Origin of the sequence: Curtobacterium sp. MCLR17_054 (assembly GCF_003234335.2) — a bacterium.
GTDB lineage: Bacteria > Actinomycetota > Actinomycetes > Actinomycetales > Microbacteriaceae > Curtobacterium > Curtobacterium flaccumfaciens.
The window spans coordinates 641,581-667,164 of record NZ_CP126263.1 but is presented as its reverse complement, the minus strand read 5'-3'; the positions used below and the strand labels follow the sequence as shown (position 1 = coordinate 667,164).

Annotated in this window: 20 protein-coding genes; 9 read left to right on the top strand and 11 right to left on the bottom strand. The window is 72.5% G+C overall.

From position 1 onward, the window contains the following. Window positions 1-24 precede the first annotated feature (24 nt). The 4 genes from DEJ08_RS03235 to DEJ08_RS03220 form a co-directional block, all read right to left on the bottom strand. Window positions 25-3,015, bottom strand: a complete 2,991-nt coding sequence (locus DEJ08_RS03235; RefSeq protein WP_111053773.1) for an AAA family ATPase — start codon at window positions 3,013-3,015, stop codon at window positions 25-27. Beyond that, window positions 3,015-4,178: a metallophosphoesterase family protein gene (locus DEJ08_RS03230; RefSeq protein WP_111039944.1), complete on the bottom strand. Its 1,164-nt coding sequence runs from the start codon at window positions 4,176-4,178 to the stop codon at window positions 3,015-3,017. Before DEJ08_RS03230 ends, DEJ08_RS03235 begins: the two co-directional genes overlap by 1 nt. Before the next feature lie 61 nt (window positions 4,179-4,239). Further along, complete coding sequence (locus DEJ08_RS03225) at window positions 4,240-5,427, bottom strand: S24/S26 family peptidase (protein WP_111053774.1); 1,188 nt, start codon at window positions 5,425-5,427, stop codon at window positions 4,240-4,242. Between the two features lie 68 nt (window positions 5,428-5,495). Continuing rightward, window positions 5,496-6,095: a M73 family metallopeptidase gene (locus tag DEJ08_RS03220; protein WP_110858866.1), complete on the bottom strand. Its 600-nt coding sequence runs from the start codon at window positions 6,093-6,095 to the stop codon at window positions 5,496-5,498. A 208-nt stretch (window positions 6,096-6,303) separates the two neighbouring features. Here DEJ08_RS03220 and DEJ08_RS03215 point away from each other — a divergent pair, with 208 nt between their 5' ends. Then, window positions 6,304-6,882 carry a MarR family winged helix-turn-helix transcriptional regulator gene (locus DEJ08_RS03215; protein ID WP_111030860.1) on the top strand — a complete coding sequence of 193 codons (579 nt, stop codon included), beginning with the start codon at window positions 6,304-6,306 and terminating at the stop codon, window positions 6,880-6,882. 36 nt (window positions 6,883-6,918) lie between these two features. Continuing rightward, window positions 6,919-7,428 carry a mycothiol transferase gene (locus DEJ08_RS03210; protein WP_111053776.1) on the top strand — a complete coding sequence of 170 codons (510 nt, stop codon included), beginning with the start codon at window positions 6,919-6,921 and terminating at the stop codon, window positions 7,426-7,428. 146 nt (window positions 7,429-7,574) lie between these two features. Here the strand turns inward: DEJ08_RS03210 and DEJ08_RS03205 are convergent, their stop codons facing one another. After that, window positions 7,575-9,734 (bottom strand): DEAD/DEAH box helicase, encoded by a 2,160-nt coding sequence (locus tag DEJ08_RS03205; RefSeq protein ID WP_111053777.1) that lies wholly within the window; start codon window positions 9,732-9,734, stop codon window positions 7,575-7,577. Between the two features lie 274 nt (window positions 9,735-10,008). Next, complete coding sequence (locus DEJ08_RS03200) at window positions 10,009-10,752, bottom strand: polyprenol monophosphomannose synthase (protein WP_111053778.1); 744 nt, start codon at window positions 10,750-10,752, stop codon at window positions 10,009-10,011. Between the two features lie 74 nt (window positions 10,753-10,826). On the opposite strand from DEJ08_RS03200, the gene DEJ08_RS03195 reads away from it, so the two are divergent. Next, window positions 10,827-11,987, top strand: coding sequence for a mannosyltransferase family protein (locus DEJ08_RS03195; RefSeq protein WP_111053779.1), 1,161 nt, complete (start codon window positions 10,827-10,829; stop codon window positions 11,985-11,987). Window positions 11,988-11,996: 9 nt separating this feature from the next. Here DEJ08_RS03195 and DEJ08_RS03190 read toward each other — a convergent pair whose 3' ends face one another. Further along, a complete protein-coding gene (locus DEJ08_RS03190; RefSeq protein WP_181433175.1) occupies window positions 11,997-12,851 on the bottom strand; it encodes a polyphosphate kinase 2 family protein in 855 nt (284 codons plus the stop codon). 106 nt (window positions 12,852-12,957) lie between these two features. Here DEJ08_RS03190 and DEJ08_RS03185 point away from each other — a divergent pair, with 106 nt between their 5' ends. Next, window positions 12,958-13,974, top strand: a complete 1,017-nt coding sequence (locus DEJ08_RS03185; protein WP_111091869.1) for an alpha/beta hydrolase — start codon at window positions 12,958-12,960, stop codon at window positions 13,972-13,974. A 110-nt stretch (window positions 13,975-14,084) separates the two neighbouring features. After that, window positions 14,085-14,381 (top strand): hypothetical protein, encoded by a 297-nt coding sequence (locus tag DEJ08_RS03180; RefSeq protein WP_111053780.1) that lies wholly within the window; start codon window positions 14,085-14,087, stop codon window positions 14,379-14,381. Here DEJ08_RS03180 and DEJ08_RS03175 read toward each other — a convergent pair. From DEJ08_RS03175 to yczR, 3 genes are all read right to left on the bottom strand, one after another. Next, the gene (locus DEJ08_RS03175; RefSeq protein WP_111053781.1) at window positions 14,378-17,860 is read right to left on the bottom strand and encodes an efflux RND transporter permease subunit; all 3,483 of its coding nucleotides are present in this window, start codon (window positions 17,858-17,860) and stop codon (window positions 14,378-14,380) included. The genes DEJ08_RS03180 and DEJ08_RS03175 overlap by 4 nt on opposite strands. A 109-nt stretch (window positions 17,861-17,969) precedes the next feature. Next, window positions 17,970-18,644 (bottom strand): DUF6518 family protein, encoded by a 675-nt coding sequence (locus tag DEJ08_RS03170; protein ID WP_111053782.1) that lies wholly within the window; start codon window positions 18,642-18,644, stop codon window positions 17,970-17,972. Window positions 18,645-18,805: 161 nt separating this feature from the next. Further along, window positions 18,806-20,257 carry a MocR-like transcription factor YczR gene (gene yczR / locus DEJ08_RS03165; RefSeq protein ID WP_258366983.1) on the bottom strand — a complete coding sequence of 484 codons (1,452 nt, stop codon included), beginning with the start codon at window positions 20,255-20,257 and terminating at the stop codon, window positions 18,806-18,808. Window positions 20,258-20,318: 61 nt separating this feature from the next. Between yczR and yczE the strand changes: the two genes are divergently transcribed. From yczE to DEJ08_RS03150, 3 genes are all read left to right on the top strand, one after another. Next, window positions 20,319-21,002, top strand: a complete 684-nt coding sequence (gene yczE, locus DEJ08_RS03160; RefSeq protein ID WP_258366984.1) for a membrane protein YczE — start codon at window positions 20,319-20,321, stop codon at window positions 21,000-21,002. A gap of 167 nt (window positions 21,003-21,169) precedes the next feature. Further along, entirely contained in the window at window positions 21,170-22,030 is an 861-nt protein-coding gene (locus DEJ08_RS03155) for a DUF4097 family beta strand repeat-containing protein (RefSeq protein ID WP_111053784.1), read from the top strand. Further along, window positions 22,027-22,608 (top strand): PadR family transcriptional regulator, encoded by a 582-nt coding sequence (locus tag DEJ08_RS03150; protein ID WP_071405831.1) that lies wholly within the window; start codon window positions 22,027-22,029, stop codon window positions 22,606-22,608. The genes DEJ08_RS03155 and DEJ08_RS03150 overlap by 4 nt, the downstream gene beginning before the upstream one ends. Window positions 22,609-22,749: 141 nt before the next feature. Here the strand turns inward: DEJ08_RS03150 and DEJ08_RS03145 are convergent, their stop codons facing one another. Continuing rightward, entirely contained in the window at window positions 22,750-23,202 is a 453-nt protein-coding gene (locus DEJ08_RS03145) for a MerR family transcriptional regulator (protein WP_111053785.1), read from the bottom strand. Window positions 23,203-23,332: 130 nt separating this feature from the next. Here DEJ08_RS03145 and DEJ08_RS03140 point away from each other — a divergent pair, with 130 nt between their 5' ends. After that, window positions 23,333-25,579: an APC family permease gene (locus DEJ08_RS03140; RefSeq protein ID WP_111053786.1), complete on the top strand. Its 2,247-nt coding sequence runs from the start codon at window positions 23,333-23,335 to the stop codon at window positions 25,577-25,579. The last annotated feature ends 5 nt before the right edge of the window (window positions 25,580-25,584 follow it).

Sequence of the window (25,584 nt, the reverse complement as noted above, 5' to 3'; positions counted from 1 at the left end):
CTGGTCGGGTCAGGTCAGGTCAGGTCAGACCGTGGTCGTCACCTGCGACCCGCCGGCCGGGGTGCGTCGCACCGCGATCCGCTCCGGGATCCGCTGCTTGAGTTCCTCGACGTGGCTGACGATCCCGACCTGTCGCCCGCCCGCGGTCAGTCGCGAGAGCTGCCCGATGACGTCGTCGAGGGTCTCTGGGTCGAGCGTGCCGAACCCCTCGTCGACGAACAGGGTGCCGAGCGAGACCCCGCCGGCCTCGGCCTGCACGACGTCGGCCAGGCCGAGCGCCAGGCACAGCGACACGGTGAACGTCTCGCCGCCGGACAGGCTGCGGGGATCGCGGACGGTGTCGGTCGTGTGGTCGTGCACGGCGAGGGCGAGCCCCGTCCGTCGCGCCCGTGACCCGGATTCCCGTTCGTCGGAGGTCTCGAGGGTGAACCGCCCGGCGAGCATGCCGCGCAACCGGTCGTTCGCCGCCGCCACGACGTCCTCGAAGCGCCGCATGAGCACGTACGTGCCGAGCGTGATGCCGGTCGGGTTGACCGAAGCCACCCCGTTCGCGACGTCGGCGAGCCGGACGACCGCGCGGCTGCGGGCCGAGGTCTCCTGTCGCGCACGGACGGTGCGGTCGACCTCGGTCGCACACTGCTCGACGGCCTCGGCACGGTGGGCAGCGGTCACCGCGAGCCGGGTGGCCTCGTCGAGCTCGGCCGTTGCGCGGACCCGTTCGGCCTGGGCCGCCGGCACGTCCAGCTGCTCCGGATCATCGTCGGCCGCCTGCACCACCGCGGGGTCGTCGAGCCCTGCCCGCACGACGGCGCGTTCGGCCTCGGCTGCGCTGATGCTGCTGCGGAAGCGTGCGACGGTGTCGGGCTCGAGCAGGCCGGCTCGTGCGGCGTCGACGTCGGGGAACCCCTGCTCGTCGAGGACCCGGGCGACCTCGGCGCTGCGCTCGTCGCGGGCGCGGGCAGCGGCAGCCGCGCGGTCGTCGGCCTCGGCGACGGCGCGGAGCACCGTCAGCCGTCCGTCGAGCTCGTCGACCACGGCCCGGAGCGACACAGGCGAGCTGCCGTCGTCGCTGTCGAGCAGTGCTGCGAGCCGGTCGATCGCCTCGTGCACGGATCGCAGGTCGGCCTCGAGCCGCTCGGCGTCGGAGGCCGCGGTCGACGCGAGCACCGTGCGCCGGGCGTCGAGGTCGTTCCGCTCGCGCTCGAGCGCCCGCGTCGCGGTGTCGTGCGCCGTCCGCTCGCGCTCGTGCTCCAGCACCAGCGCCGCGGCGTCGTGCGCCGCTCGGACCCGCTCGTCGGCGGCCACCGCCATGGCGTCGAGGGCGACCGTGTCGACGGCGCCGACGACGTCGGTCAGCCGGAGGTGCTCGGCGCGCTCGACGGCCAGGTCGGCCGCGGCGTCGGCGAGCTGCTGGTCGGCCGTACGCGTGGCGTCGCCCGCTGACTCCACCGCCTGGATCGTCGGGTGGTCGTCCTGTGGCGCGGCCACCGACGGGTGCGCCGTCGATCCGCACACCGGGCAGGGGTCGCCGGGGGTCAGCGCGGCACCGAGCTCTCCGGCGAGTCCGGCGATCCGCCGCTCGCGCAGGGAGCGTTCGGCGTCGAGCGCCTCGGTGGCCCGACGGCGGGCCTCGGCCACGATGCGTTCGGCACCGGCGACCCGCTGTTCGGCGCGGTCGCGGGCGGCCAGGTCGGCGCGGAGCGACTGCACCCGGGCGACCTCGTGCGCGGCGGCGTCGGCGTCGGCAGCGGTCGTCGAGGCGGTGCGGGCGGCCTCGACGATCCGGGCTCGTTCCGTCGGCCGGGCCTCGAGCGCGGTGTCGAGGGCGGCGAGGTCGTCTGTGAGGCGCGATGCGGTCGCAGTGGCCTCGGCGATGGCGGTGCGCCTGGCGTCTGCGTCGGCCTCGACCGCGACGAGGTGCCGGACGTCGGACAGGGCGTCGGTCAGCGAGTCGCGGCGCCGGGCGACCTGCTGTGCGTCGACGGCGCCGAGTGCGTGCTGCTCGCGCAGTCGGGCGGCTGCCGCGGCGGTGTCGTCCGCCCGGACGGTCGCGGCGTCGAGGCCGTCGGCCACCGCGGCGACCCGGGCGGCGCGCTCGGCCGTCGCGACCGCGGCCCGTGCCTGCTCGATCGCCGGGGCGTCGTCGTCGAGGAGCGCCTGCCGCCGCAGCAGCGCCGCTCGTCGCTCGAGGGCGGCCGCACGGGCCGTCACCGATCGTTCGTGTTCGGTCGCCGCCGTCGCAGCGGCAGCCGCAGCCGTCCGGGCCGCCCCGGCGGCGTCGGCCGTCGCGCGGAGGGACGCCACCGTGCCGGGGACGACGGACTCGTCGGCGTCAGCGAGGTCGGCGGCCTGCGCGAACCGGGCCAGGGCCTCGCGGACGCGGTCGTCGGCCCCCTCGACCTCGGCCTGCACGGCCCGGCGGCGAGCGGCGAGCTCGTCGGCGGTGCGGTCGTAGACCTGCGTGCCGAACAGCGACTGCAGGAGCTTCCGGCGGTCTTCCCCCGGGGAGCGGAGGAACCGTGCGAACTCTCCCTGCGGCAGCACCACGGTCTGCAGGAACTGCGCGCGGTCGAGCCCGACGATCCGGGCGATCTCGACCCCGACCTCGGGGATGCGGGACGACATGGGTTCGCCGGCGACGTCGGTCGGCGCGGCGAGCCGGAACAGCTGCACCGACGCCTGCTGCTTCACCGTGCCGGTCCCCCGCTGCTTCGGGCGGTCGTACTGCGGGGTGCGACGGACCCGGTACGTGCCAGCACCGGTCTCGAACACGAGCTCGACGAACGGCTCGACCGCGGGGTCGGCGTGCTGGCTGTGCAGCCGGTCGGAGCTGGCGTCGGAACCGGCGAGTCCGCCGTACAGGGCGAACACGACGGCGTCGATGATCGTCGACTTGCCGGAACCCGTCGGCCCTTCGAGCAGGAAGACCCCGGAGGCGGCCAGCGCCGCGAAGTCGATGGTCACGAGGTCGGGGTAGGGCCCGATGGCGCGCAGTTCGAGTCGGTGCAGGTACATCAGCGGTCCCCCTCACGCTGCAGGGCGAGCACCGCGGCCTCGTACGCCTCGGTCAGCACCGCCCGTTCGTCGTCGTCGGGCAGCCCGCCGGTGGCGAAGGCCACGAAGTCGCCGGCGACCTCGACCGGGTCGGACGTCGCGGTGACGGCCCGCGCGGCGGTGGCGGCCGGCCGGTCCGCCGGTTCGTGCGTGATCGCCAGGGCGTGCGGGAAGTGGTCCTTCACGCGGGCGTACATGCGTTCCGGGTGCACGGTGTCGGTCACCGCGACGCGGACCCAGGCGTCGGCATCGGCCCGGAACTCCCCGGACTCGATCGCGTCGATGCTGCCCCGCACGTCGACGAGCCGCCGCGGCACCGGGGTCGGTACGAGCTCGACGGTGACGGCACCCGCCGCGTCGAGGTCGGCGATCGTCACGGACTTCCGCTGGTGCCGCTCGCCGAACGAGAACGCCAGCGGCGACCCGGCGTACCGGATCCGGCCGTCGTCGCCGACGCGCTGCGGGCCGTGCAGGTGCCCGAGGGCGACGTAGTCGAACCCGTCGAACACCGACTCGGCCACGCGGTCGACCCCGCCGACGCGGATGTCCTGCTCGCTGTCGCTCGGGTCGGCGCCCCCGACGAAGGCGTGCGCGACGACGACGCTCCGGGTGTCGGCCCGCGTCGCCAGGTCGGCGCGGATCCGTTCGGTTGCGGCGTGCACGACGGCGTGGTGCGAGCGGGCGAGGGGTTCGTCGGGGACCGCAGCCAGGGCGTACCGCGTGAGGTCGGGGTGCAGGTACGGGATGCCGTACACGGCCACCGGGCCGTCGTCGTCGGGCACGAGCACCGGATCGGCCACGTGGGCGGGCTCGGCGAGGATGCGCACGCGCTGCCCCATCACGCCGGCACCGAAGCCGAGCCGCGCGGCGGAGTCGTGGTTGCCCGGCGTGAGGACCACCGTCGTGGTCTCGGCGAGGCGCTCCAGCACGCGGGAGAGCATGCGGACGGCGTCCACCGGCGGGATCGCACGGTCGTAGACGTCGCCGGCGATGACGACGAGGTCGACCGCGCGCTCGCGGGCGAGGTCGACGAGCCAGTCGGTGAACGCGGCCTGGTGCTCGAGCAGGTCGGCACCCAGCAGTGTGCGGCCGAGGTGCCAGTCGCCGGTGTGCAGGATGCGCATGCGGCCACGGTAACGCCGGCCGGGGACATCTCCGGACACCTCGCGGTGCCCTGTGGAGGACTCAGGCGGTCACGCAGCTGGCGGACGCCAGGCCCAGCACCGAGACGACCCGGACCTTGACGGTCGGTGTGCTCGTCGCCGTCCAGTTGTTGCCGAGGTTCGTGCGGAGGTGCAGCGTGTAGGTGGTGCCGAGGTTCAGGAGTCCGGCGCCCCCGTAGACCATCGAACGGGCACCGACGGTGGTCGTGCTGGCCACCTGCGTCGTCCCGTTCATCAGGTCGAACGACACCGGCACGGTCGCGCCGTTGTCGTAGGTCCAGGCGATCGTCACCGTGTTCGACCCGGCCGGGGCGCAGGTCAGGGTGGGGACACCGGTCGCCGTGCCCGCCGTGAAGGTCGCGGTCGGTGCGACGGTGGTCCGTGACCACGGGGCCGCGTCCGCCGCTCCGGGCAGCAGGACGCCGGCGGCCGCCGCGAGCACGAGCACCGCGGCGCCGCCGCCGACACGGCGGAGCCGCCGCCTGCGACGCGCTCGTCGACGCAGCGCGCGACGGGTGAGGACGCTGGACGCAGCGGTCGGGAGGCCCGTGGCGGCGCCGTCCCGCGCCTCCAGGCCGTCGTCCGTACCGCCCACCGGACCGGCAGCGTCGTCGGGGCCACCGGCCGCACCGTCGGCGTCGGCCTCGGCCTCGGCCTCGACGAGTCGCCGGAGCGACCCGTCGATCGTGCAGAGCGCGAGCACCGCGGTCAGACCGAGCGCGAGCATCGCGACCAGGCCCCACTCCCCCGCGCTGATCCACCGGATCGGTGTCCCGATGAACGGGATGCGCAGGAAGGCGATGCCGTGCACGGCGGAGCGCTCGATCGGTGTGGAGTCCTGCTGCGGGTTGGCGTCGCCCTTCGTGACCATGGTGCCGCCGGGCCCGTCCTCGACGTAGCGGTGCATGCGCAGGTGGTCCGCCTGGTCCGGGTCGTCGGCCAGCAGGACCTTGCCCGTCGCGATCTCGCCCGAGCCGACCGGGCGCGAGACGACCACGTCGCCGGGGACGATCCGCGGCTCCATCGAACCGGTCATCACGGTGGTCGGCTGCCACCCGATGAGCGCCGGCGCGGCCGCCCAGAGCGCGAGTCCGAGCAGCGTCGCGACCACGCCGCGGGCGAGGGTGGCGACGACGACGCGCCCCCAGTCGACGGCGTCACGGACCGCTGCGTGCGGTGCGGGACCACCGTGCACTGCGATGCTGCTCATGACTGCCTTCGACCGGGGGCGCGTTGCGGGGAGGGAACGGACGGGGCTGGTTCGGCCCCGGTCCCGGCTCAGCTGTTCTGGGCCTCCCAGGTGAAGCCGAGGGCTGCGGTGCCGCCCTGCACGGTGTTCGGGGCGGTGCTCGAGACCGTGTAGGTGACGCGGTAGACGCGCGTCTCGGACGCGGTGCCGGTCGGGGCCCAGGTGCCGACGCCGGTCGCGTAGTTGGTCGAGGCGGCGCCGAAGCCCGCGACGGTGCCGCTGTAGAGCGAGCCGCCGGTGGCGGCCGGGGTGAAGCCGGAGCAGGAGCCGAAGCCGCCGCCGGTGCCCTGCTCGATGGTCAGGTTGACGTTCGCCGCCAGGTCCTTCGTGGTCGAGACGTTCGTGCCGTAGAGCTTCACGGCCGAGGGCAGCGAACCGGTCGAGGTCACCGCGATGCAGTTCGCACCGGTCGAGCCGGGCTTCAGGTTGTTCGCCGTGAACAGCGCGGTGTTGTTGTCGTCGTCGGACAGGGCGACACTGCCGGCCGTCCAGTTGTTCGTCGGGTTGACGGTGGTCGAGGAGAACGCCGCGTACGAGGCCGTCGAGACGACGACCCCCGAGGCGACGAGGGCGGCGGGGATGGCGATCCAGGCGGCGAGGCGGGCAGCACGAGGCGTGACACGAGACATGGTTGGACTCCGTGAGGAAGAGGTCTGATCGGTGGTTCGGACGGGCCCGCGGTGGTTGGTCGCGCTACGTGCCGAGGTGGTACGACGATCAAGCTACTTGGCCCTCGAGCAGCTCACAAGACCTGAGATGTCCCCACTGATGGGGGTGTCTTGACGAGTGAGTTACTTGTTGACTGAAGTTCCCACCCTGTACCCGAGAAGAGCTCCCATGACGGACACCGACCCGGTCGTCCTCCCCCCGCACGCACCCGCCGTCCCCGCGGCACGCGTCGCCCCCACCACACCGCCGGCACCGATGTCGCCCGACGTCACTGCGCTCGACCCCGTCACCGCCGACACGGACCCCGACGCCGACCTGCCGCGACTGCTCACCGCCTTCCGCGTGCTCCAGATGCAGCACGCGCGCGTCCTGCACCACGAGAGCACGGTCCGCGCACTGAACGCCACGGACACCCGCTTCGTGTTCTTCCTCAGCGCCGCCGGCGGCCACGGCGTCACCCCGAAGCAGGCCGGCGAGTACCTCGAGCTCACCACCGGCGCGATGACGTCGCTGATCGACCGGCTCGAGAAGCACGGACACCTGGAGCGTCGCCCGAACCCCGAGGACCGCCGGAGCGTGCTGCTGCACCTCACGCCGTCGGGCACGGCAGTCGCCCGCGAGGTCGGCGCCGTGTACTCCGATGCGTTCCGGCAGGTCGTCGCACCGTCCGACCGCGCCGTGGTCGCCGCCGCGTTCGAGGGCCTCGGCGCCGCCCTGGAGCGCCACCACCGCAGCGCCGCCGTGTGACAGCGGGTGTCACGGCCCGCGCGTAGCGTGAGCGCCATGACCCCCTCTGAACTCCTCACCGAAGCGTTCTCCCGCGTCCCCGAGACGGTCGAGCGGGCCGTCGACGGGCTCTCCGAAGACCAGCTCGCGGCACGACCTGCCGCCGGGGCGAACACCCTCGCGTGGCTCGCGTGGCACATCGCGCGTGGCCAGGACGTGCAGATCGCCGAGCTCGCCGGCTCCGAGCAGGTCTGGACGGCGGACGGCTGGTACGACCGGTTCGGGCTGCCGTTCCCGGCCGAGGCGCTCGGGTACGGCATGTCCCGCGACGACGTCGGGCGGGTTCGGGCCTCTGCCGAGCTGCTCACCGGGTACCTGCGTGCGGTGCACGAGCGCACCGTCGCGTACGTCGGCACGCTCGGCCCGGACGACCTCGACCCCGTCGTCGACGACGCGTGGGACCCGCCCGTCACGGCCGGCGCGCGGCTCGTGAGCATCCTGGACGACTGCACGCAGCACGCCGGGCAGGCCGGCTTCGTGCGCGGGCTGCTGTTCTTCAACCGCTGAGCGCGCGGGGCGCGCGCGGTCGCGCGTCCGGTGAGCAGAAGACGACGAGTCTGCCGCGGCGACCCGACGTCTTCTGCTCACTCGACGACGGACGGGAGGCCCGGTACCAGCTGGTACCGGGCCTCCCGTCCGTCGTGTGGTCGCGACTAGCGCGCGGCGAGCTCCGACACGATGCCGTCACCGGGTGCGGCCTGCACCAGGTCCGCCTCGATCTCGGCGCGCTCGAGGATGCCCTCGATCTTGCGGATGCGGCCACGCGGGACGATCGTCACGACCGTGCCCTCCTTGCCGGCACGACCCGTGCGGCCGGAGCGGTGCATGTACGCCTTGTAGTCGTCCGGGGCGTCCGCCTGCACGACGAGCGAGACGTCGTCGACGTGGATACCGCGGGCGGCGACGTCGGTGGCGACGAGCACGTTCACGCGGCCGCTCGTGAGCAGCTGCAGGTTACGCGTGCGGCGCGACTGGTTCAGGTCGCCGTGGAGCGACGTCGCGCGGATGCCGGCGTCCTCGAACTGGTCGGCCAGGCGCTCGGCGTAGGCACGGGTCCGGGCGAAGACGATGGTCTTGCCGTCGCCGGCGACCAGCTCCTCGAGGAGACGGTCCTTCTCGCGCTGCTCGACCACGAGGACACGGTGGTCGATGGTCGAGGACGCCTGGTCCTCACCCGCGACCTCGTGCACGCTCGGCTCGTGCAGGAACTGCTCGACGAGCGCCGCGACCTGGGTGTCGAGCGTCGCACTGAACAGCAGCTTCTGTGCGCGGTTGCCCTGCGGGGTGACCTCGGCCGTGGCGGAGAGGATCTCCTGCACCGGCTCGAGGAACCCGAGGTCGCACATGTGGTCGGCCTCGTCGAGCACGGAGATGATGACCTCGCTGAGGTCGAGCTTCCCCTTGTTCATGAGGTCCTGCACACGGCCGGGGGTGCCGACGATGATGTCGACGCCGCGCTCGAGTGCGCCCTCCTGGCGGCCGTAGGGGACGCCGCCGTAGATCTGCGTCGTGAACAGGCCGACCGAACGGGCGATCGGCTGCACCGTGCGGTCGATCTGCAGGGCGAGCTCACGGGTCGGCGCGAGGATGAGCGCACGCGGGGCGCGGCCCATCTTGCGCTTGGTGCCGCCGCCGTGCTCCATGAGCTTCTCGACCAGCGGCGCACCGAAGGCGATGGTCTTGCCGGAACCGGTGCGGCCACGGCCGAGGACGTCCTTGCCGGCGAGCACGTCGGGGATCGTCGCCGCCTGGATCGGGAACGGGCTCGAGGCGCCGAGCTCCTGCAGGGCGCGGGAGATGTTGCCACCGATGCCGAGGTCGCCGAAGGTCACGCCCTCGACGTCGGCCGCGATGGTGGCCTCGGCCTGGAGCTTCTCGAGCTTGACATCGTCTGCGGGCACGAACTTGCCGCGCTCGGGCTCGTCGAACGAGCGGCGCGGGGTGCGGTCGCTGCGGTCGTCGCGGTCGAACTTGCGCGGGGCGCGGTCGTCGCGGTCGAAGCTGCGACGGGGACGGTCGTCGCTGTCCCGACGGGGCGCACGGTCGTCGCGGTTGAACGAACGAGGAGCGCGGTCATCACGGTCGAACTTGCGCGGAGCGCGGTCATCACGGTCGAAGCTGCGACGGGGACGGTCGTCGTTGTCACGACGGGGCGCACGGTCATCGCGGTTGAAGCTGCGCGGCGCGCGGTCGTCACGGTCGAACGAACGACGCGGTCGGTCATCGTTGTCACGACGCGGTGCACGGTCGTCACGGTCGAACGAACGACGCGGACGGTCGTCGTTGTCACGACGCGGGGCACGGTCATCACGGTTGAAGCTGCGCGGGGCGCGGTCGTCGCGGTCGAAGCGACGCGGACGGTCATCGTTGTCACGACGGGGCGCACGGTCATCGCGGTTGAAGCTGCGCGGCGCACGGTCGTCACGGTTGAACGAACGCGGAGCGCGGTCGTCGCGGTCGAACGAACGACGCGGACGGTCGTCATTGTCACGACGGGGCGCACGGTCGTCACGATCGAAGCGACGCGGGGCGCGGTCGTCACGGTTGAAGCCGCGACCACCACGGTCGTCGCGGTCGGGTCGACGCTGGCCGCCACTGTCACGCGGCTCCCAGTTCGGACGGGCCGGACGCTCGCCCTGCGACGCGCGACCGCGACGCTCCTCGGCGTCCCAGCGCTGCTTCTGGCGCGGCTGCGACGAGTCGGCGGCGCGGAACCCGCGGTGCTTGCTGCTGCGGGCGGCGGGGGTGCCGTTCGGGTGGCGGACGCGGTCGGAGGCGCGGTTGTCCGCGCCGCCCTTGTTGTACGGGGCCATGGCTGCTTTCTCGGGTGCGCAACGTACCGCAGCGCCCGACAGCGACATCGGCGGGGGCTGCTTGCGGAGAGGGGGTTCATCCCGTCGCGAGTCGACGTGATTCCAGCCCTCGAGCAACACACACCCAGCAGAATTTCCGTGATCACAATGTCACGACGTCGAAGGCCGACCGAGCGAGTCTACGCGAGCCGGTGCCGTGACGCCAGCCCCGAGGCGAACGCAGGCCGGTCGAGCGGGGTGATCCGCGCCTCCTGGCCGCACCGGACGCGACGCGTCACGGCGAGCCCAGCCGGAACAGCCGTTGCAGCCCCCACCCGGTGACGCGCACGAGTGCTTCGACCACGATCCCCCCGCTCATCTTCGACTCGCCCCGCTCGCGCTCCACGAAGGTGATGGGGACCTCGGCGACGACGGCACCCGCCCGGAGCGCGCGTCGGGCGAGGTCGACCTGGAAGCAGTAGCCGGCCGAGGCGATGCCCTCGGCGACGAGCGAACGGAGGAGGTCCGCGCGGATCGCGCGGTAGCCCCCGGTGAGGTCGCGGACCCGGACACCGAGCACGAGCCGACTGTAGAGCGAGCCGCCGCGCGACAGGGCGATCCGGTGCCACGGCCAGTTCACGACCGAGCCACCGCGCACCCAGCGCGAGCCGATGACCAGGTCGGCACCCGCCGCCGAGCGCTCGAGCAACCTGCCGAGTTCTTCGGGCCGGTGCGAACCGTCGGCGTCCATCTCGACCAGGACGTCGTGGTGGCGCTCGAGCCCCCAGGCGAACCCCGCCAGGTAGGCGGCACCGAGACCGGCCTTCTCGGTGCGGTGCAGGACGTGCACACGCTCGTCGTCCTGGGCGAGGTCGTCCGCGATCGCGCCGGTGCCGTCCGGGCTGCCGTCGTCGACGACCAGGACGGTGACCTCGGGGCGTGCCGCGAGGACGCGGGCGACGACCGACTCGATGTTCTCGCGCTCGTCGTACGTGGGGATGACGACGAGCACCCCTCCACCGCCACTGCGAAGTTTCAAGGATTACCCCGTTGCTGTGTGCTTCGAATTGGATATCAGAACAACATATACGCAACGACACCACGGAGGCCAGCATGCGAGACAGCACGGCGACCCGCACCCTGCCCGATTGCCTCATCACCCTCGCGCTCTACGCCCTCGCGCGGGTCGTGACGACCGTCACGCTCACGGTGGGGTTCGCGTTCAGCGACCCGGTCGGGTTCGGCGACCCGCTCGGCTGGAAGGGGTTCTTCGAACGCTCGACCGCCTGGGACGGCCAGTACTTCCTCGAGATCGCGCGGCAGGGCTACCCGAGCGCGCTGCCCGTCGACGACACCGGCGCCGTCCAGCAGAACGCCTGGGCGTTCTTGCCCGTGTTCCCGGCGGTCGTGCGGGCGGCCAGCACGACCGGCGCCGACCCCGCGGTGGTCGCGGTGCTGCTCGCGACGGCGTTCGGCGGCGCGGCGTCCGTCGCACTCATGGTCCTGGTCCGTCCACATGTCGGACGGACCACCGCGCTGTGGTCGAGCGTGTTCTTCGCCTTCGGGCCGATGTCGTTCGTCCTGCAGCTCGCCTACGCCGAGTCGCTCGGCCTGCTGCTCGCGTTCGCCGCACTCATCGCGATGCAGCGGCGGCACTACTGGACGGTCCTGCCGATCGTCACGGTTCTCGCGTTCACCCGGCCCGGGGCGCTCGCGATCCCGTTGGCGCTCGCGCTGCACGCCGTGCTCCGGCTCGTGCAGCACGACCCGGTGCCCGTGCGGGAGCGTGTCGCGATCGTCGTCACCGGCGTCGTCACGGCAACGGCCGGCCTGGCGTGGCCGGTCGTCGCTGCGCTCGTCACCGGGCTTCCCGACGCCTACTTGCAGACCGAACTCGCGTGGTGGCGGCTCCACCTCGACGTGCAGCACTTCGTGCCGCTGACACCGTGGTTCCTGCAGGCCGACCGGGTCGCGGGCGCGCTCGGCGTGGTCGCTGTGCTCGTCGCGGTCGGCGCCACCGGGTGGTGGCTGTCGTCACGCTCGACCCGCCGGATCGGCTCGGTGCCGCTGCTCGGCTCGGCGTCGTACCTGCTCTACCTCTTCGCGACGTTCCTGCCCCAACAGAGCCTGCCGCGGCTGCTGCTGCCGGCGGCCCCGTTGCTCGGTGCGCCGATCCTGCACCGCACCGCGCTGCGACGGGGGGTCGTGCTCGGTGGCTGCGTGCTCGCGCAGCCCGCGGCGGTGTGGGTGCTGTTCCTCACCCACAATCCCTGAGCCGGTGGCTCAGGACTCCGCGAGCCGACGACGCTGCTCGGCGACGTCGAAGTCCGCCTTCGGCCACGACAGGTGCATGTCCTCCAGCGCCCGGAGCAGGAGCTGCTGCACGGCGAGGCGGGCGTACCACTTGCGGTTCGCGGGGACGACGTACCAGGGCGCCTGCGGGGTCGACGTGCGGTCGAGGGCGATCTGGTACGCCTGCTGGTAGCGGTCCCAGAGCAGGCGGTCGTCGATGTCGCCCGGGTTGAACTTCCAGTGCTTGTCGGGGCGGTCGAGCCGGTCGCCGAGACGCTCGCGCTGCTCGTCCTTCGAGATGTGCAGCATCACCTTGACGATGGTCGTGCCGGCGGCGGCGAGGCCGTCCTCGAAGGCGGTGATCGCGCCGTACCGGCGTTCGATCTCGTCCGGTGCGGCGAGCCCGCGGACGCGCTGGGCGAGCACGTCCTCGTAGTGCGAGCGATCGAACACGCCGAGCTGCCCGGCTGCCGGCAGCTGCTTCTCGATGCGCCAGAGGAAGTCGTGCTCGCGCTCCTCGGCCGTCGGGGCCTTGAAGCCGGCGTAGTGCACGCCGTTCGGGTCGACCGCACCGACGACGTGCGAGACGATGCCGCCCTTGCCCGCGGTGTCCATCGCCTGCAGCACGAGCAGCACCCGGCGCTCGTCGCCGGCCGTCGACGCCGCGTACAGGCGCTCCTGCAGGGCGGCGAGACGGGAGGCACCGGCGGCGAGGGCCTCGAGGCCGTCGATCTTTCGGCCGGGGAAGCCCGGGGTGCCGTCCGGGTCCACCTGGTCGAGGCGGAACCCGGGTTCGACGCGGAGCAGTGGTTCGGGATCGGCGTTCCAGGCCTTGCGATTGCTCACGGGTCCTCCTGCGGTGCTCCGGTCGGCGGCTGCCGTCCTCATCCTCGCACTGCCGTCCTCCGCTCGGGTGACGTGGGCGGTCGCCGGGGCGGCTAGCGTGGACGTGATGAAGTCCGGCCGCCGCTCAGTGCTCGCGCTCGTCGCCGCGGTCGTGGCGCTCGGCGCGATGGCGTCCTGCAGCACGGACCCGGTCGGCGACGAGAACGCCACCGTGACCGCGGACAGCGTCATCTACCCGCTGTCGCTGCGGTACCACGGCATCGACGTGGTGGCCGACGTGCCCTACGGCACCGACCCGCTGCAGCGCCTCGACGTGTGCCTGCCCGCCGACAGCGACCCCGCGACGACGGCGACGCCCACTGCGACGCCGTCCGCCTCGGCCACCGCCGACCCCGATGCCGAAGCGGTCGAGGCCACCACCGGACGCCCGGCGGTCCTGATGATCCACGGTGGCAGCTGGTCGCACGGCGACAAGGCGACGGCCGCGTACCGGTCCGTGTGCAAGTACCTGGCGTCCGAGGGCTTCGTGACGTTCAACGTCGACTACCGCCTGGCCCCGACGGACCCGTTCCCGGCGGGGCTCGACGACGTGCGCCGTGCGCTCGACTACGTGTTCCGTCCCGCGACGCTCGAGACCTACGACGTCGACTCCCAGCGCGTGGGCGTGTTCGGCGGGAGCGCCGGCGGCAACCTCGCCGCGATGCTCGCCGTCACCGACCACGACTCCGCCGCGTACGCCGACGGCGACCGGATCCGTGCCGTGGTCGACCTGAGCGGGCCGACGAACCTGACCACCCGGTCCACCGAGCCCGACGGGGTGTCCGCGGCCTTCCAGCGCAAGCAGCTGCTCTACCTGGGGTGCCGGTCCTATGCCAGGTGCCCGGCGGCCACGCGGGCGTCGCCGGAGTTCCACGTCACCTCGGACACCGCGCCGTTCTTCATCGGGCACTCCACCGACGAGTTCATCCCGATGTGGGAGTCGCAGGAGTTCGCCGCGACGCTCCGCTCCCACGACGTCCCGGTGACGTTCGTGGCGGTCGAGGGCACGGCCCACTCGATCGCCCAGCTCGACGAGGCGATGAGCCGCCGGGTGGTCACGTTCCTGCGGACGCAGCTGGGCTGACTGCGGGCGCCGACCAGCTGCCGGCTGCCGGAGACCGACCGCGTGCCCCGGGTGGGTGCCACCCGGAGTCGGGACTGCCGCTGCCGACCCCCTGGCCGCAGACTTCGGGGGTGACCGACACCTCGACCCGCCCTGCCAGCGCCGCTGCGACCCGCTGGGACCGCCCTGCGCTGCAGACGTTCGGGGAGCTGCTGCTCGGGCTGTCGTTCGTCGCCGCGGTGTCGTTCGGCGGGTACGCCTCGGTCACCGGACAGCTGGCCGTCGTGTCACAGGTCGCCGCCGTGGTGTTCCTCGTGACGCTGACCCTCGTGCTGGTGTCCTGGTTCCGGGCCGTCGAGCGCGAGGAGCGGACCGAGCGCGTCGTCGTCTCGCCCCTCGCCGCCATCGACGCCGAGTACCGCCGCTAGGCAGCGCTGCCGGAACGCGCCGCTCGTCGCCGCTGTCGTTCCTGCCGGAGTTCCACGCGTTCCTGGCGTCGCTCAGCGCGCGCCTGCTTCCGGGTCTTGCCCGCGGCGATCCGGTCGTCGTTGCGCTCGCGAGCCCGCTCGACCACGAAGTACAGCGCCGGCAGCACCACGAGCGTCAGCAGCGTCGAGGACACCAGGCCGCCGATCACGACCAGCGCCAGCGGCTGCGAGATGAAGCCGGACTTGCCGGTCAGCCCGATCGCCATCGGCAGCAGCGCGAAGATCGTCGCCATCGCCGTCATCAGGATCGGACGGAGGCGTCGTGTGGCGCCCTCGATCAACGCCTCGCGCACCCGCAACCCGCGCCGTCGGTACTGGTTGACGAGGTCGATGAGCACGATCGCGTTCGTCACGACGATGCCGACGAGCATGAGCAGACCGATCAGCGACGCGACACCGATCGGGACGCCCGACGCGATCTGCAGCAGGATCGCGCCCGTCGCCGCGAACGGCACCGACACGAGCAGCAGCAGCGGCTGGAGCAGGCTCCGGAACGTCGCGACCATGATCACGTAGACGATCAGCACGGCGACCAGCACCGCGAGCCCGAGCTGCGAGAACGCCGACGACTGGCTGGCGGCGACGCCACCGATCGAGGCGGTCGCACCCTTCGGCAGGTCGAGCTCGTCGACGGCGGTCGTGACGGACTGCACGGCCGCACCGAGGTTCGTGGCGTCCGGCGTCACGGTGATCGTGGCGGTGCGGGCCGCGTTCGTCGTGGTGACCGTGGTGGGGCCCTCGGACTCCTCGACCGTGGCGACGTCGGACAGCGGGACCGTGCCGGTGCTCGTCGGCACGTCGAGTGCACGGAGCGCGGCGATGGTGGTCGGCGGCTCCGGGTCGGCGATGTAGACGTCGAGCGTCGCGTCGTCGATCTCGATGCTGCCGGTGTCCCGCGGCGAGACCGCGGCGGCGACGAGGCCACCCACCTGGGTCTCGGTGAGGCCGAGTGACGCGGCCTCCTGGCGGTCGACCCGGACGGCGAGGAACGGTTCTGCCGCGGACAGGTTGCTCGTGGCGCCCGTGGTGTCCGGGACCGACTGCATGGTCTTCAGTACTTGGCGCGACGCCGTCTCGAGCTGCGACTGGGTCGGCGCGGTCACGTCGACCTCGATGTCGCTGCTGCCACCGAACCCGCCGCCGGAGGACGCGATGGTGACCTCGCCGACGTCCTTGATCGCGCCGATCGACTTCCGGGCGTCGGCCTGGATCGTGGGCTGGTCGGCCTCGGCGTCGGTCGTGACGGCGTACTGCACCGAGGCGCTGCCGCCCCCGCCGAACGCCGCCTGGATCGACTGGCCGCTCGTGCCGATGGTGGTCTGCACGGTCTCGACGCCGTCGACGTCCTGCAGTGCCCGTTCGACCTTGCGTGCGGACTCGGACTGGACGGCGAGGCTCGAACCGGCCTTCAGGTCCTGCGTGACCGTGAACGTGTTCTGCCCCGAGTCGCCCAGGTAGTTCGTGGTGACGAACGGCAGCGTGGCGACCGTTCCGCCGAGCACGATCACGGCGAGCAGGATGACGACGACCGGCTTGCGGACGACCCACCGGAGCACCGGCAGGTAGACGCGTCGCAGGCGGTCGACCCGGCCGGCGTCGTGCAGGTCCGCGGCGGAGGCGAGCGCACCCTCCGAGCGGTCACCTTCGTACCCGCGCTCGGCATCGATCGCCGACGGTGCCGCTTCCGCGTCCGTGGGCGCTTCCGCTGCCGCCGTCGCGTCACCCGGCTTCACCTTCGGCGGGCGCAGCCACCAGTACGCCAGCACCGGCACGATGGTGAGCGAGACGAACAGCGACGCGACGAGCGCCAGGGTGACCGTCACGGCGAACGGTCGGAACAGCTCCCCCACGAGTTCTGCGACGAAGGCGACCGGCAGGAACACCGCGACGGTGGTCAGGGTCGAGGCGGTGACCGCGCCGGCGACCTCTCGCACGGCGTCCCGCACGGCCTGGCCGCGGTCGACACCGGGGAGCATGTGCCGCTTGATGTTCTCGATGACGACGATGGAGTCGTCGACCACCCGGCCGATCGCGATCGTGAGGGCCGCCAGCGTGATGATGTTGAGCGTGTACCCGGCGGCGCGCATGCCGATCGCGGCGAGGAGCACCGACGTCGGGATCGAGATCGCGGTGACGAGCGTGGAGCGCCACGACAGCAGGAACACCAGGATGACGAGCACCGCGAAGGCGAGCCCGAGCAGGCCTTCCTCGGCCAGGGAGTCGATGGACTGCTGGATGTAGGGCGCCTGGTCGAAGACGACGGTGAAGCGGGGGTCGCCCTCGATCTTGTCCTCGATGCCGGGCAGGGCGTCGCGGACGGTGTTCGAGACGTCGACGGTGTTGGCTTCCTGCGTCTTCGTGATCGAGATCGTCAGCGCCTGCTGCCCGTCCACGCGGCTGATGGAGGTGCGCGGCGACTCGGTGATGGCGACCTTCGCGACGTCGCCCAGGGTGGTGTCCGTCGGCGTGGCCGCGGGTGTCGCCCCGCCCGTCGCGGCGTCACCCGTGGGAGCGGTGCCGGTCGCACCCGTGCCGGTCGCGCCCGTGCCGGTCCCGGTCGCACCGGCGCCGGTCGCCCCCGTGCCGGTCGCACCCGCAGCCGTGCCGTCACCGGACGAGGCCGTCCCGTCTGCGCCGGCGGCACCCGACCCGGACCCGGACCCGTCCGAACCCGACGAACCCGACGAGCTCGTCAGCGGCAGCGCGCGGATGTCCTTGAGCGAAGCGATCCGCTCGCCCGTCTGCACCGACAGGGTCGAGCCGTCCTCGGTGATCGTGCCGCCGGGGATCAGGGTGCCGTTGTCGTCGAGCGCGTCCGAGATCGCCGTCTGGCTGAGGCCGCGGGCGGCGAGCTCGTCCTGGTCCGGCGTGATGACGACGCGACGACCCGGGTTGCCGAAGACGTCCGCCTGCCGCACACCGTCGAGCTTCTCGAGGTCGGGGATCGCCGAGGCCTGCAGCCGGTCGACGAGCTGCTCCTGGTTGCCGGACGCCGAGACGGCGACCTGCAGCACCGGCAGGTCGTCGAAGGACCCGGTGACGATCTGCGTCTGCACCGAGTCGGGCAGCGACAGCGCGTTCACCGCGGTCTGGATCTTGTCCTCGGCGCTGGCCAGGTTCGATCCGTACTGGAACGACGCCGACACCACGCTCTGCCCGGTCGACGAGGTCGCACTGGTCGACTCGAGGTCCGGGACGACCTGGATCGCCTGTTCGATCTTGGTCGAGACGTCGTTCGAGACGACCTCTGGCGTGGCCCCGGGGTAGGCGCTGACGATCGCGACCTGCGGGAACTCGACGCTGGGGATCAGCTCCTGCTTGAGGCTCGAGAGCGCGATGCCGCCGAAGACCGCGACCACGATCGTGACGAGCGCGATGAGGGCCCGGTTGCGCAGGCTGAAGACCGAGAGGAGGTGCACGTCATCGATCCTCGCAGGACCGACCGACGAACGCTCGGCTGGCAGCCAGAACCCGCCGTCGGATCAGGACGGAGCGGCGAGGACCCGCCGTCGGATCAGGACTGCAGGATCAGAACCCGCCGAGCACCAGGTACGCCCCGAGCACCGCCACCGTGCCGACCACCCCGGTGCCGAGCGCCACCACGCGCCCGACGGGTGAGCGGGTGCCGAGGACCCCGATGCCGAGCAGCACCACGCCGACGACGATCTCGACGGCCCAGGTGACGTGCCTTGTCGTCGCGGCGACCTGCAGCAGCCCGCGGATCCCCTCGCCGACGAGCACCGCGGCCGTCACACCGAACGCCCCCGCGCGCCACCGGGCGTCGCGGGACCGCACCGCCACGGCGGCCGCTCCGGCCAGCAGCCCGGCCGGCACCCCGAGCAGCACCCAGGGGTTCGTGATCGACAGCACGTCGGGGAACCCGCGCAGGACCGTCGTGGCCCAGTACCCGACGTGCATGAGCTCGAGGAGCACGACGCCGAGCACCATCGCCAGCGGCAGGGCGGCCCGGCCCCCTCGTGCTCCGGCCACCAGGCACAGCAGCGCGGCGACGAGGAACCACGGTCCGGCCGAGTTCGACACGGAGGCGAGTGCGGGCACGGCCTGCCCGAACGAGGTCAGGACGCCCGCCAGGAGCGCCCCGCTCAGCGCGATGGTGACCCGCACCACGGCGGGGACCGCCGCGGGCGGCTCGACGGGCGTCGGCACAGCGGAGCGGGTTCCGGCGGACAGGGTCGCGTTCATGGCACCAGCCTCGCCGGACCCCGCCGACGCCGCATCACCCCGAGGAGCGAGAACCCCCGACCCGACCTCACCCCAGAGGATGACGCCGAGCCCCGCAAGACACCGAGTCCCGCAAGACACCGAGCCCGGCGGACAACGCCGACCCCCGGACGACGCACCGCTCAGACCACCGCCGCCAACGACCCCCGCACGCCGCTCGTCTCGCCACCCACCCGTTCCCACGACCGGGACAGCACGTCCACCAACCGCCCCCGATCGGCCGGCGCCATCGTGAACGGCACCCGCAGGAACCGCTCGAACCCACCGTCCGGCCCGAACACCCCGCCCGAGGCCAGCACCACACCCTCGGCCCGCGCGGCGAGCACGAGCGCACTCGACACCGGTCGGCCGAGCCCCACCCACGTCGTCAACCCGCCCGCCGGCGCCGGGACGTCCCACTCCGGGAGCCGCGCCCGGAGCGCCCCCACGACCGCGTCGCGACCTTCGCGCAGGGACGCACGCCGCGCCTCCAGGAAGGCCGCCGTGCGCGGGACCAGCTCGCGCACGACCAGCTGGTCGAGCACGGGGGTGCCGAGGTCGCCCGTGGGGCGGGCGAGCAGCAGCCGCTGCAGCAGCGCCGGGTCGGCACGGATCCAGCCGATCCGCAGGCCGCCCCAGAAGACCTTGGCGGCGGAACCGATCATCACGACCGACGACCCCGACGGGTCCGCCGCCGCCAACGGCGGCGACGGCTCCCCGTCGATCCGGAGCTCCCCCATCGTCTCGTCGGCGATCACGATCGTGCCGACCGAGGACGCGACCGACAGCAGGAGCCGGCGGGTCGACGCGGACATGGTCGCACCGGTCGGGTTGTGGAGCTCGGGCATGACGTACGCGACGGAGGGCGCGGTGCGACGCAGCGTCGTCTCGAGCGCGGCGGCGTCCCACCCGGTCCGCGCGTCGACGGGGACGCCGACCAGGCGGCCGCCGGCCTCGCGGAAGGCCTCGTGCGCGTGCGGGTAGGTCGGGGACTCGACGAGCACGGCGTCGCCACGGCGGACGAGCACGCGCGCGAGCAGGGCGATCGCGTGCTGCGCGCCGAGGGTGACGATGACCTGGGCGGGTTCGGTCGGCAGTCCGCGCTCGGTGTATCGCGCGGCGATCGCGGCGCGCAGGCCGGGGTCGCCGACGGTGTCGTAGCCGATCCCGGCGAGCGCCGCGGGCACGTGCCGGACCGCCCGCTCGACCGCCTCGTCGATGCCGGGGGCGGCGTGCAGGGCCGCCTTGCGCAGGTCGAGCAGGTCCCCCTCGACGACTCCGCCCAGGCGTTCGGGGTCGGGCCGGCCGACCAGGTCACGGGGCAGGTGGACCACGCTGCCGGAGCCACGGACGGACACCAGGAACCCGTCGGAGCGCAGGCGGGCGTAGGCGTTCGCGACGGTGGTGCGCGAGACGCCGAGGGCTGCGGCCAGTCCGCGCTCGGCCGGCAGCCGGACGCCCTGGGCAACCCGTCCGTCGATGACGAGGACCCGGAGGGCATCGGCGAGCGCCTCGTAGGCCGGGGTGTCGGTCCCGGCGCGCCAGTCGGTCAGCAGGTGAGAGGCGGCGCGGGCACTGATCAGGACAGGGGGCACGGGTCCACGGTAGCGCGATTGGCTCTCGACCAGCAGGCCAATCTGTCGGGACGATGGCCACATGTCCCGCCGCACCGCCCTCACCCTGCGCTTCGTCCAGCTCTTCGTCGGACTGTTCCTCTACGGCGCCTCGACCGCACTGCAGGTCCGAGCGGTCGTCGGCGTGAGCTCGTGGACCGTGCTGACCCAGGGGCTCGAGAACGTCGTGCCGTGGTCGTTCGGCGTCATCACGGTGGTGTCGAGCGGCGTCATCCTGTTGCTGTGGATCCCGCTGCGCCAGAAGCCGGGCATCGGGACGCTGCTGAACGCCCTGGCGATCGGGCCGAGTGCCGACCTGGTGCTCTGGCTGGTGCCGGAGCCGTCGGGGATCGTCGCCCGGATCGGGCTGTTCGCGGCGGGACTCGTGCTGCTCGCGGTCGCGACGGCGTTCTACATCGGTGCGGGGTTCGGCACCGGGGCACGGGACGGCCTGATGGTCGGGTTGCACCAGCGGCTCGGCTGGCCGATCTGGCTCGCCCGGACCCTGGTCGAGGTCACCGTCGTGATCGTCGGGTGGATCCTCGGCGGGGACGTCGGCGCGGGCACCGTCATCGCGGCGTTCGCGATCGGCCCGATGGTCCAACCGCTCATGCCGCACTTCCGCCGGTTCCCGTGGAGCCCCGAGCGCACGGCGCCGGCGCCGTCAGCGAACGTCGCCACACCCACCCTGGAGGCCCGCCCCACCCCCGCCACGCCCGCTTCGTGAGCAGGGATGGTCGGGTCCACGGCCCGCACCCGACCATTCCTGCTCACGATCGCCCGGCGATCGCCCGGTGATCGCCCGGTGATCGCGTGCGACCCCTTGCGGCCGTGCGGAACGCGATATAGCGTGACCTCCACAGACGCGATACATCGCGAGTTCCAGGAGGCAACATGGCGCAGGAGAAGTGGCTCGTCGACGAGCCCAAGGTCATCGACACCGGCATCGTGCGCACCGTGCGTGTCGGCCTGGTCGGCGGGCAGGTGGACGTCGTCGCGCACGACGAACCCACGGCCCGGGTCGAGATCCACAGCGTGTCCGGCAAGCAGATGCTCATCGAGGTCGACGGCGACACCCTCACCGTCGACCACCCCCAGGTCCGGTGGGACGACCCCATCGGGTTCCTGAAGTCCTTCCGCGGCAAGGCCCACGCCGACGTCAGCATCCTGGTCCCCCGCGACGCCGGCATCACGCTCGGTGTCGTCTCGGCCGGTGCGCTGCTGTCCGGCACGAACCGCGGTGCCACGCTCAACACGGTGTCCGGCGACCTCGTCGTCGACGGCGTCGCGGGTGACGTCACGGTCAACGCCGTCTCGGGCGCCACCACGATCCGCGACCTCGACGGCGCGCTCGCGGTGCACACCGTCTCCGGCGACGTCGTGGCCACCGGCGAGATCCCGCGGTTCCAGGCCGACGGCGTCTCGGCCGACGTCGTGCTCGACCTGCACGGGGTCCCCGAGTCCGCCCGCGTCAACACGGTGTCCGGGTCGGTGAACGTCCGCCTGGCGGACGGCGTCGCCTACAAGTGCACGGTGAACACCGCGACCGGCAAGCTGCAGTTCGACGACGCCGAGATCCGCGGGGTGCGCGGTTCGTACGTCAAGCAGGGCGGCGAACTGTCCGGCCAGTGGCTCGACCTGCGGGTGAACTCCGTCTCCGGCGACATCGCGGTGCTGCACGCCCCGCCGGTCGCCGAGCCGACACCCCCGACGACGCCGACCACCCCGACGAACGAGAGCGAGGTGCCCGAATGAGCCCCGTCTTCGCCCACGGCCACCTGCGCCTCTACCTGCTCGTCCTGCTGGCCGACCACCCCATGCACGGCTACGAGCTCATCCAGGCACTCGGCGACCGCTTCGGCGGCACCTACGTGCCGAGCGCCGGCACGGTCTACCCCCGGCTCGCGAAGCTCGAGGACGACGGCCTGGTCACGAAGACCGCCGACGGCCGCAAGACCGTCTACGCGATCACGGACGCCGGCCGTGCCGAGCTCGCGGCACGTGCCGACGAGATCGCCACGGTCGAGTCCGGCGTCAGCGACTCGGTGAAGTCGTTGGCCGACGGCGTGCGCGCCTCGGTCGGCGAGGCCATGCGCTCGCTCCGTGCCGACCTGGCCGCAGCCGCCGAGAGCCCGGCGACCGGTTCCGCCGAGGAGCCCGTGTCCGTCCCGTCGGACAGCGCCCGCGCATTGCGCGAGCTCGAGATGGCGCTGTCGTCGTTCCGGCAGCAGGTGCGTGCGGACCTGCGCCGTCGAGCAACCCGCGGCACGCTCGGTGCGGACACCGTGACGCGCCTGCGTGACGGCCTGGAGGCCCTGCGCAAGTCGCTCTGACGGCCGACGGCCGACAGGCGGTGGCGACCAGGGCCTCCCGGCCGTCACCGGGACCGCCTGCGGAACCGGGACCGCCCCCGGAACCAGGTTCCGGACACAGCACCGTGCAGATGCGCGGTGTGGTGTCCGGAACCTGGTTCCTCAGCGCCCTGCACCCGGCGGATCGGAGTCCGGCAGCCGCGTCGGCGGGAAGCCGGCGAACGCCTCGCCTGCCGTCAGGTCCTCCCCGTGCTCGACGCGCGCCACGGTGGTGCGAACCGCGGCCAGCTGCCGGGCCAGCCGGTCCCGTTCGTGCTCGAGCCACGTCAGGTGCGCCGTGAGCGCAGCGACGTCATCGCCCTCGTCGTCGAGCCGTCGCGCGATCTCCGGCAGCCCGAGTCCGAGCCCGCGCAACAGCAGGATGCGCTGCAGCCGGACGAGCGCACGGTCGTCGTAGCGCCGCAGCCCACCCGCGCCGACGGCGGTGACCGGCAGCAGTCCGACGGCCTCGTAGTGCCGAAGGGTCCGACTCGAGACACCGGCGGAACGCGCCACCTCGGTGATGGCGTGGGGAGCTTTCGCAGCTGCGTCACCCGGGCCTGTCGATGCGCTCATGCTGGCGACTGTAATGCTTGACGCTGCGTCAACCGCAAGGGGTGTGCGACACCCAGGGTGGCGCGCCCGCAGCCGACCGGGAATGTGCGGCAGGCGAACCGTGTTGACTCGCGCCCGGAACTGAGTAGGTTTGCCGCTCGTGACGAACGAGATCCGGTCGTTGAAAGCACGACTGATCGGGGATCCCCTCCCCTCTGAGAAGCTCGAAGGACAGCTCCTCCCGAAGCACCTGGCCCTGCCGATCTTCGCGAGTGACCCGCTGTCCTCTGTCGCGTACGCGCCGCAGGAACTCCTGATGATCCTGCTGCTCGGCGGCATGGCCTTCCTGACGTTCGCGCCGTGGGTCGCCGCACTCGTCGTGCTGCTGCTCGTGGTCGTCGTCGCCTCGTACCGGCAGCTCATCAAGGCGTACCCGTCGGGTGGTGGCGACTACGAGGTGGCGCACCGGAACCTCGGCGAGAAGGCCGGGCTGGTCGTCGCGAGCGCACTGCTCGTCGACTACGTGATGACGGTGGCCGTGTCGGTCGCCTCCGGCGTCGACAACATCATCTCGGCGCTCCCGATGCTCGACCACTTCCGCGTCGAGCTCGCCCTGCTGTTCGTCGTGCTGCTCGCCGCCGCCAACCTGCGGGGTGTGCGGGAGTCGAGCAAGGCCTTCGCGATCCCGACCTACCTGTTCGTGGCGAGCGTCTTCGTGATGGTCGTCACCGGGCTCGTCCGGGTCGCCGCCGGCAACGCCCCGGTCGCCGAGTCCGCGGCGTACACCGTGCAGAACGTCGAGCACACCACGCAGGCGGCGTTCATCCTGCTGCTCCTCCGCGCCTTCGCCTCGGGCTGCTCGGCCCTGACCGGCGTCGAGGCCATCGCGAACGGCGTGCAGGCGTTCCGCCGGCCGAAGATCAAGAACGCGCAGGCCACCCTGGTCGCGATGGGCGGCATCGCGATCGTCCTGTTCATCGGGCTCATCACCCTGGCGCTCGTGTCGCACGTGCACTACGCCGAGCGCGCCTGCGACCTGCAGGGCTTCGCGAACTGTGCCACCACGCCGCAGCGCTCGCTCATCGCGCAGATCGCGGCCGCGACCTTCGGCAACAACTCGGTGCTGTTCTTCGTGATCCAGGCGACCACTGCGGCGGTCCTGCTCCTCGCGGCGAACACGGCCTTCAACGGGTTCCCGCTGCTCGGCTCGATCCTGGCCCGCGACTCGTACGCCCCGAAGGCGCTCTCGACCCGCGGCGACCGGCTCATCTACTCGAACGGCGTCATCGTCCTGGCCCTCGTCGCCGCGGCGCTGCTCGTGGTCTACCGGGCGAACGTCACGAGCCTCATCCAGCTCTACATCATCGGTGTCTTCGTGTCGTTCACGCTCGGACAGACGGGCATGGTCGTGCACTGGACGCGGCTGCTCCGGGCCGATCGAGACCGGGACGGGGCGCCCACCGCAGACGGCGAGCCACCCGTGAACCGCGGGCAGGTCGTCCGCTCCCGCACGATCAACGCGATCGGTGCGACCTTCACCCTCGTGGTGCTCGTCATCGTCACGATCACGAAGTTCACCCACGGCGCCTGGCTGGTCTTCCTGATCATGCCGGTGCTGTACGTGCTCATGCTCGGCGTGAACCGCTACTACCGCGACGTCTCGCACGAGATCGAGGCCGACGTCGAGACGAAGTTCGGCGCCACCGGGGACCACGCCATCGTCCTGGTGAACAAGCTGCAGAAGCCCGTGCTCAAGGCGCTCGACTACGCGGTCGCCGCCGAGCACGCGAGCATCGAGGCGGTGCACGTCGCGATCGACGACGCCGAGTCCCAGCGCCTGCGCGACCAGTGGGCGGAGTACGGCATCCAGGTGCCGCTGACGATCGTGCCGAGCCCGTACCGCGACATCTCGATGCCCCTGATCAAGTACATCAAGGCGCACCGGAACGAGCACGGCTCCGAGGTCGTCACGGTCTACACCCCGATCTTCATCGTCGGGCACTGGTGGGAGGGTCTGCTCCACAACCACCGCGGCCGCCGCATCCGCAAGAAGCTGCTGCTCGTGCACGGCGTCACCGTGGCCCTGGTGCCGTGGCTGCTCGACTCGTCCGAGCTGTTGTACGGCCGCCGTTCCCGCCCGCTGCCCGGCCAGGAGCGCCGTGGCGAGCCCGTCCGGCCCCCGCTCCGCCGGCCCGCGCAGCCCGGTTCGTCGGCCGAGGCCGCGGCCTCGGCTTCGGCCGAGGACCGCCTGCTCCGCTCCGCCGAGCGCAACAGCATCCAGCCGCGCCGCGCGACCCGTCCGGCCGGCCCCGCCGAGGGCGTCGACCCCGCGCTCTGCACGGGCGAGATCCACGCCCTCGTGCCATCCCCGCCGCGACGGGGAGCCGACGAGTCGTAGCATGT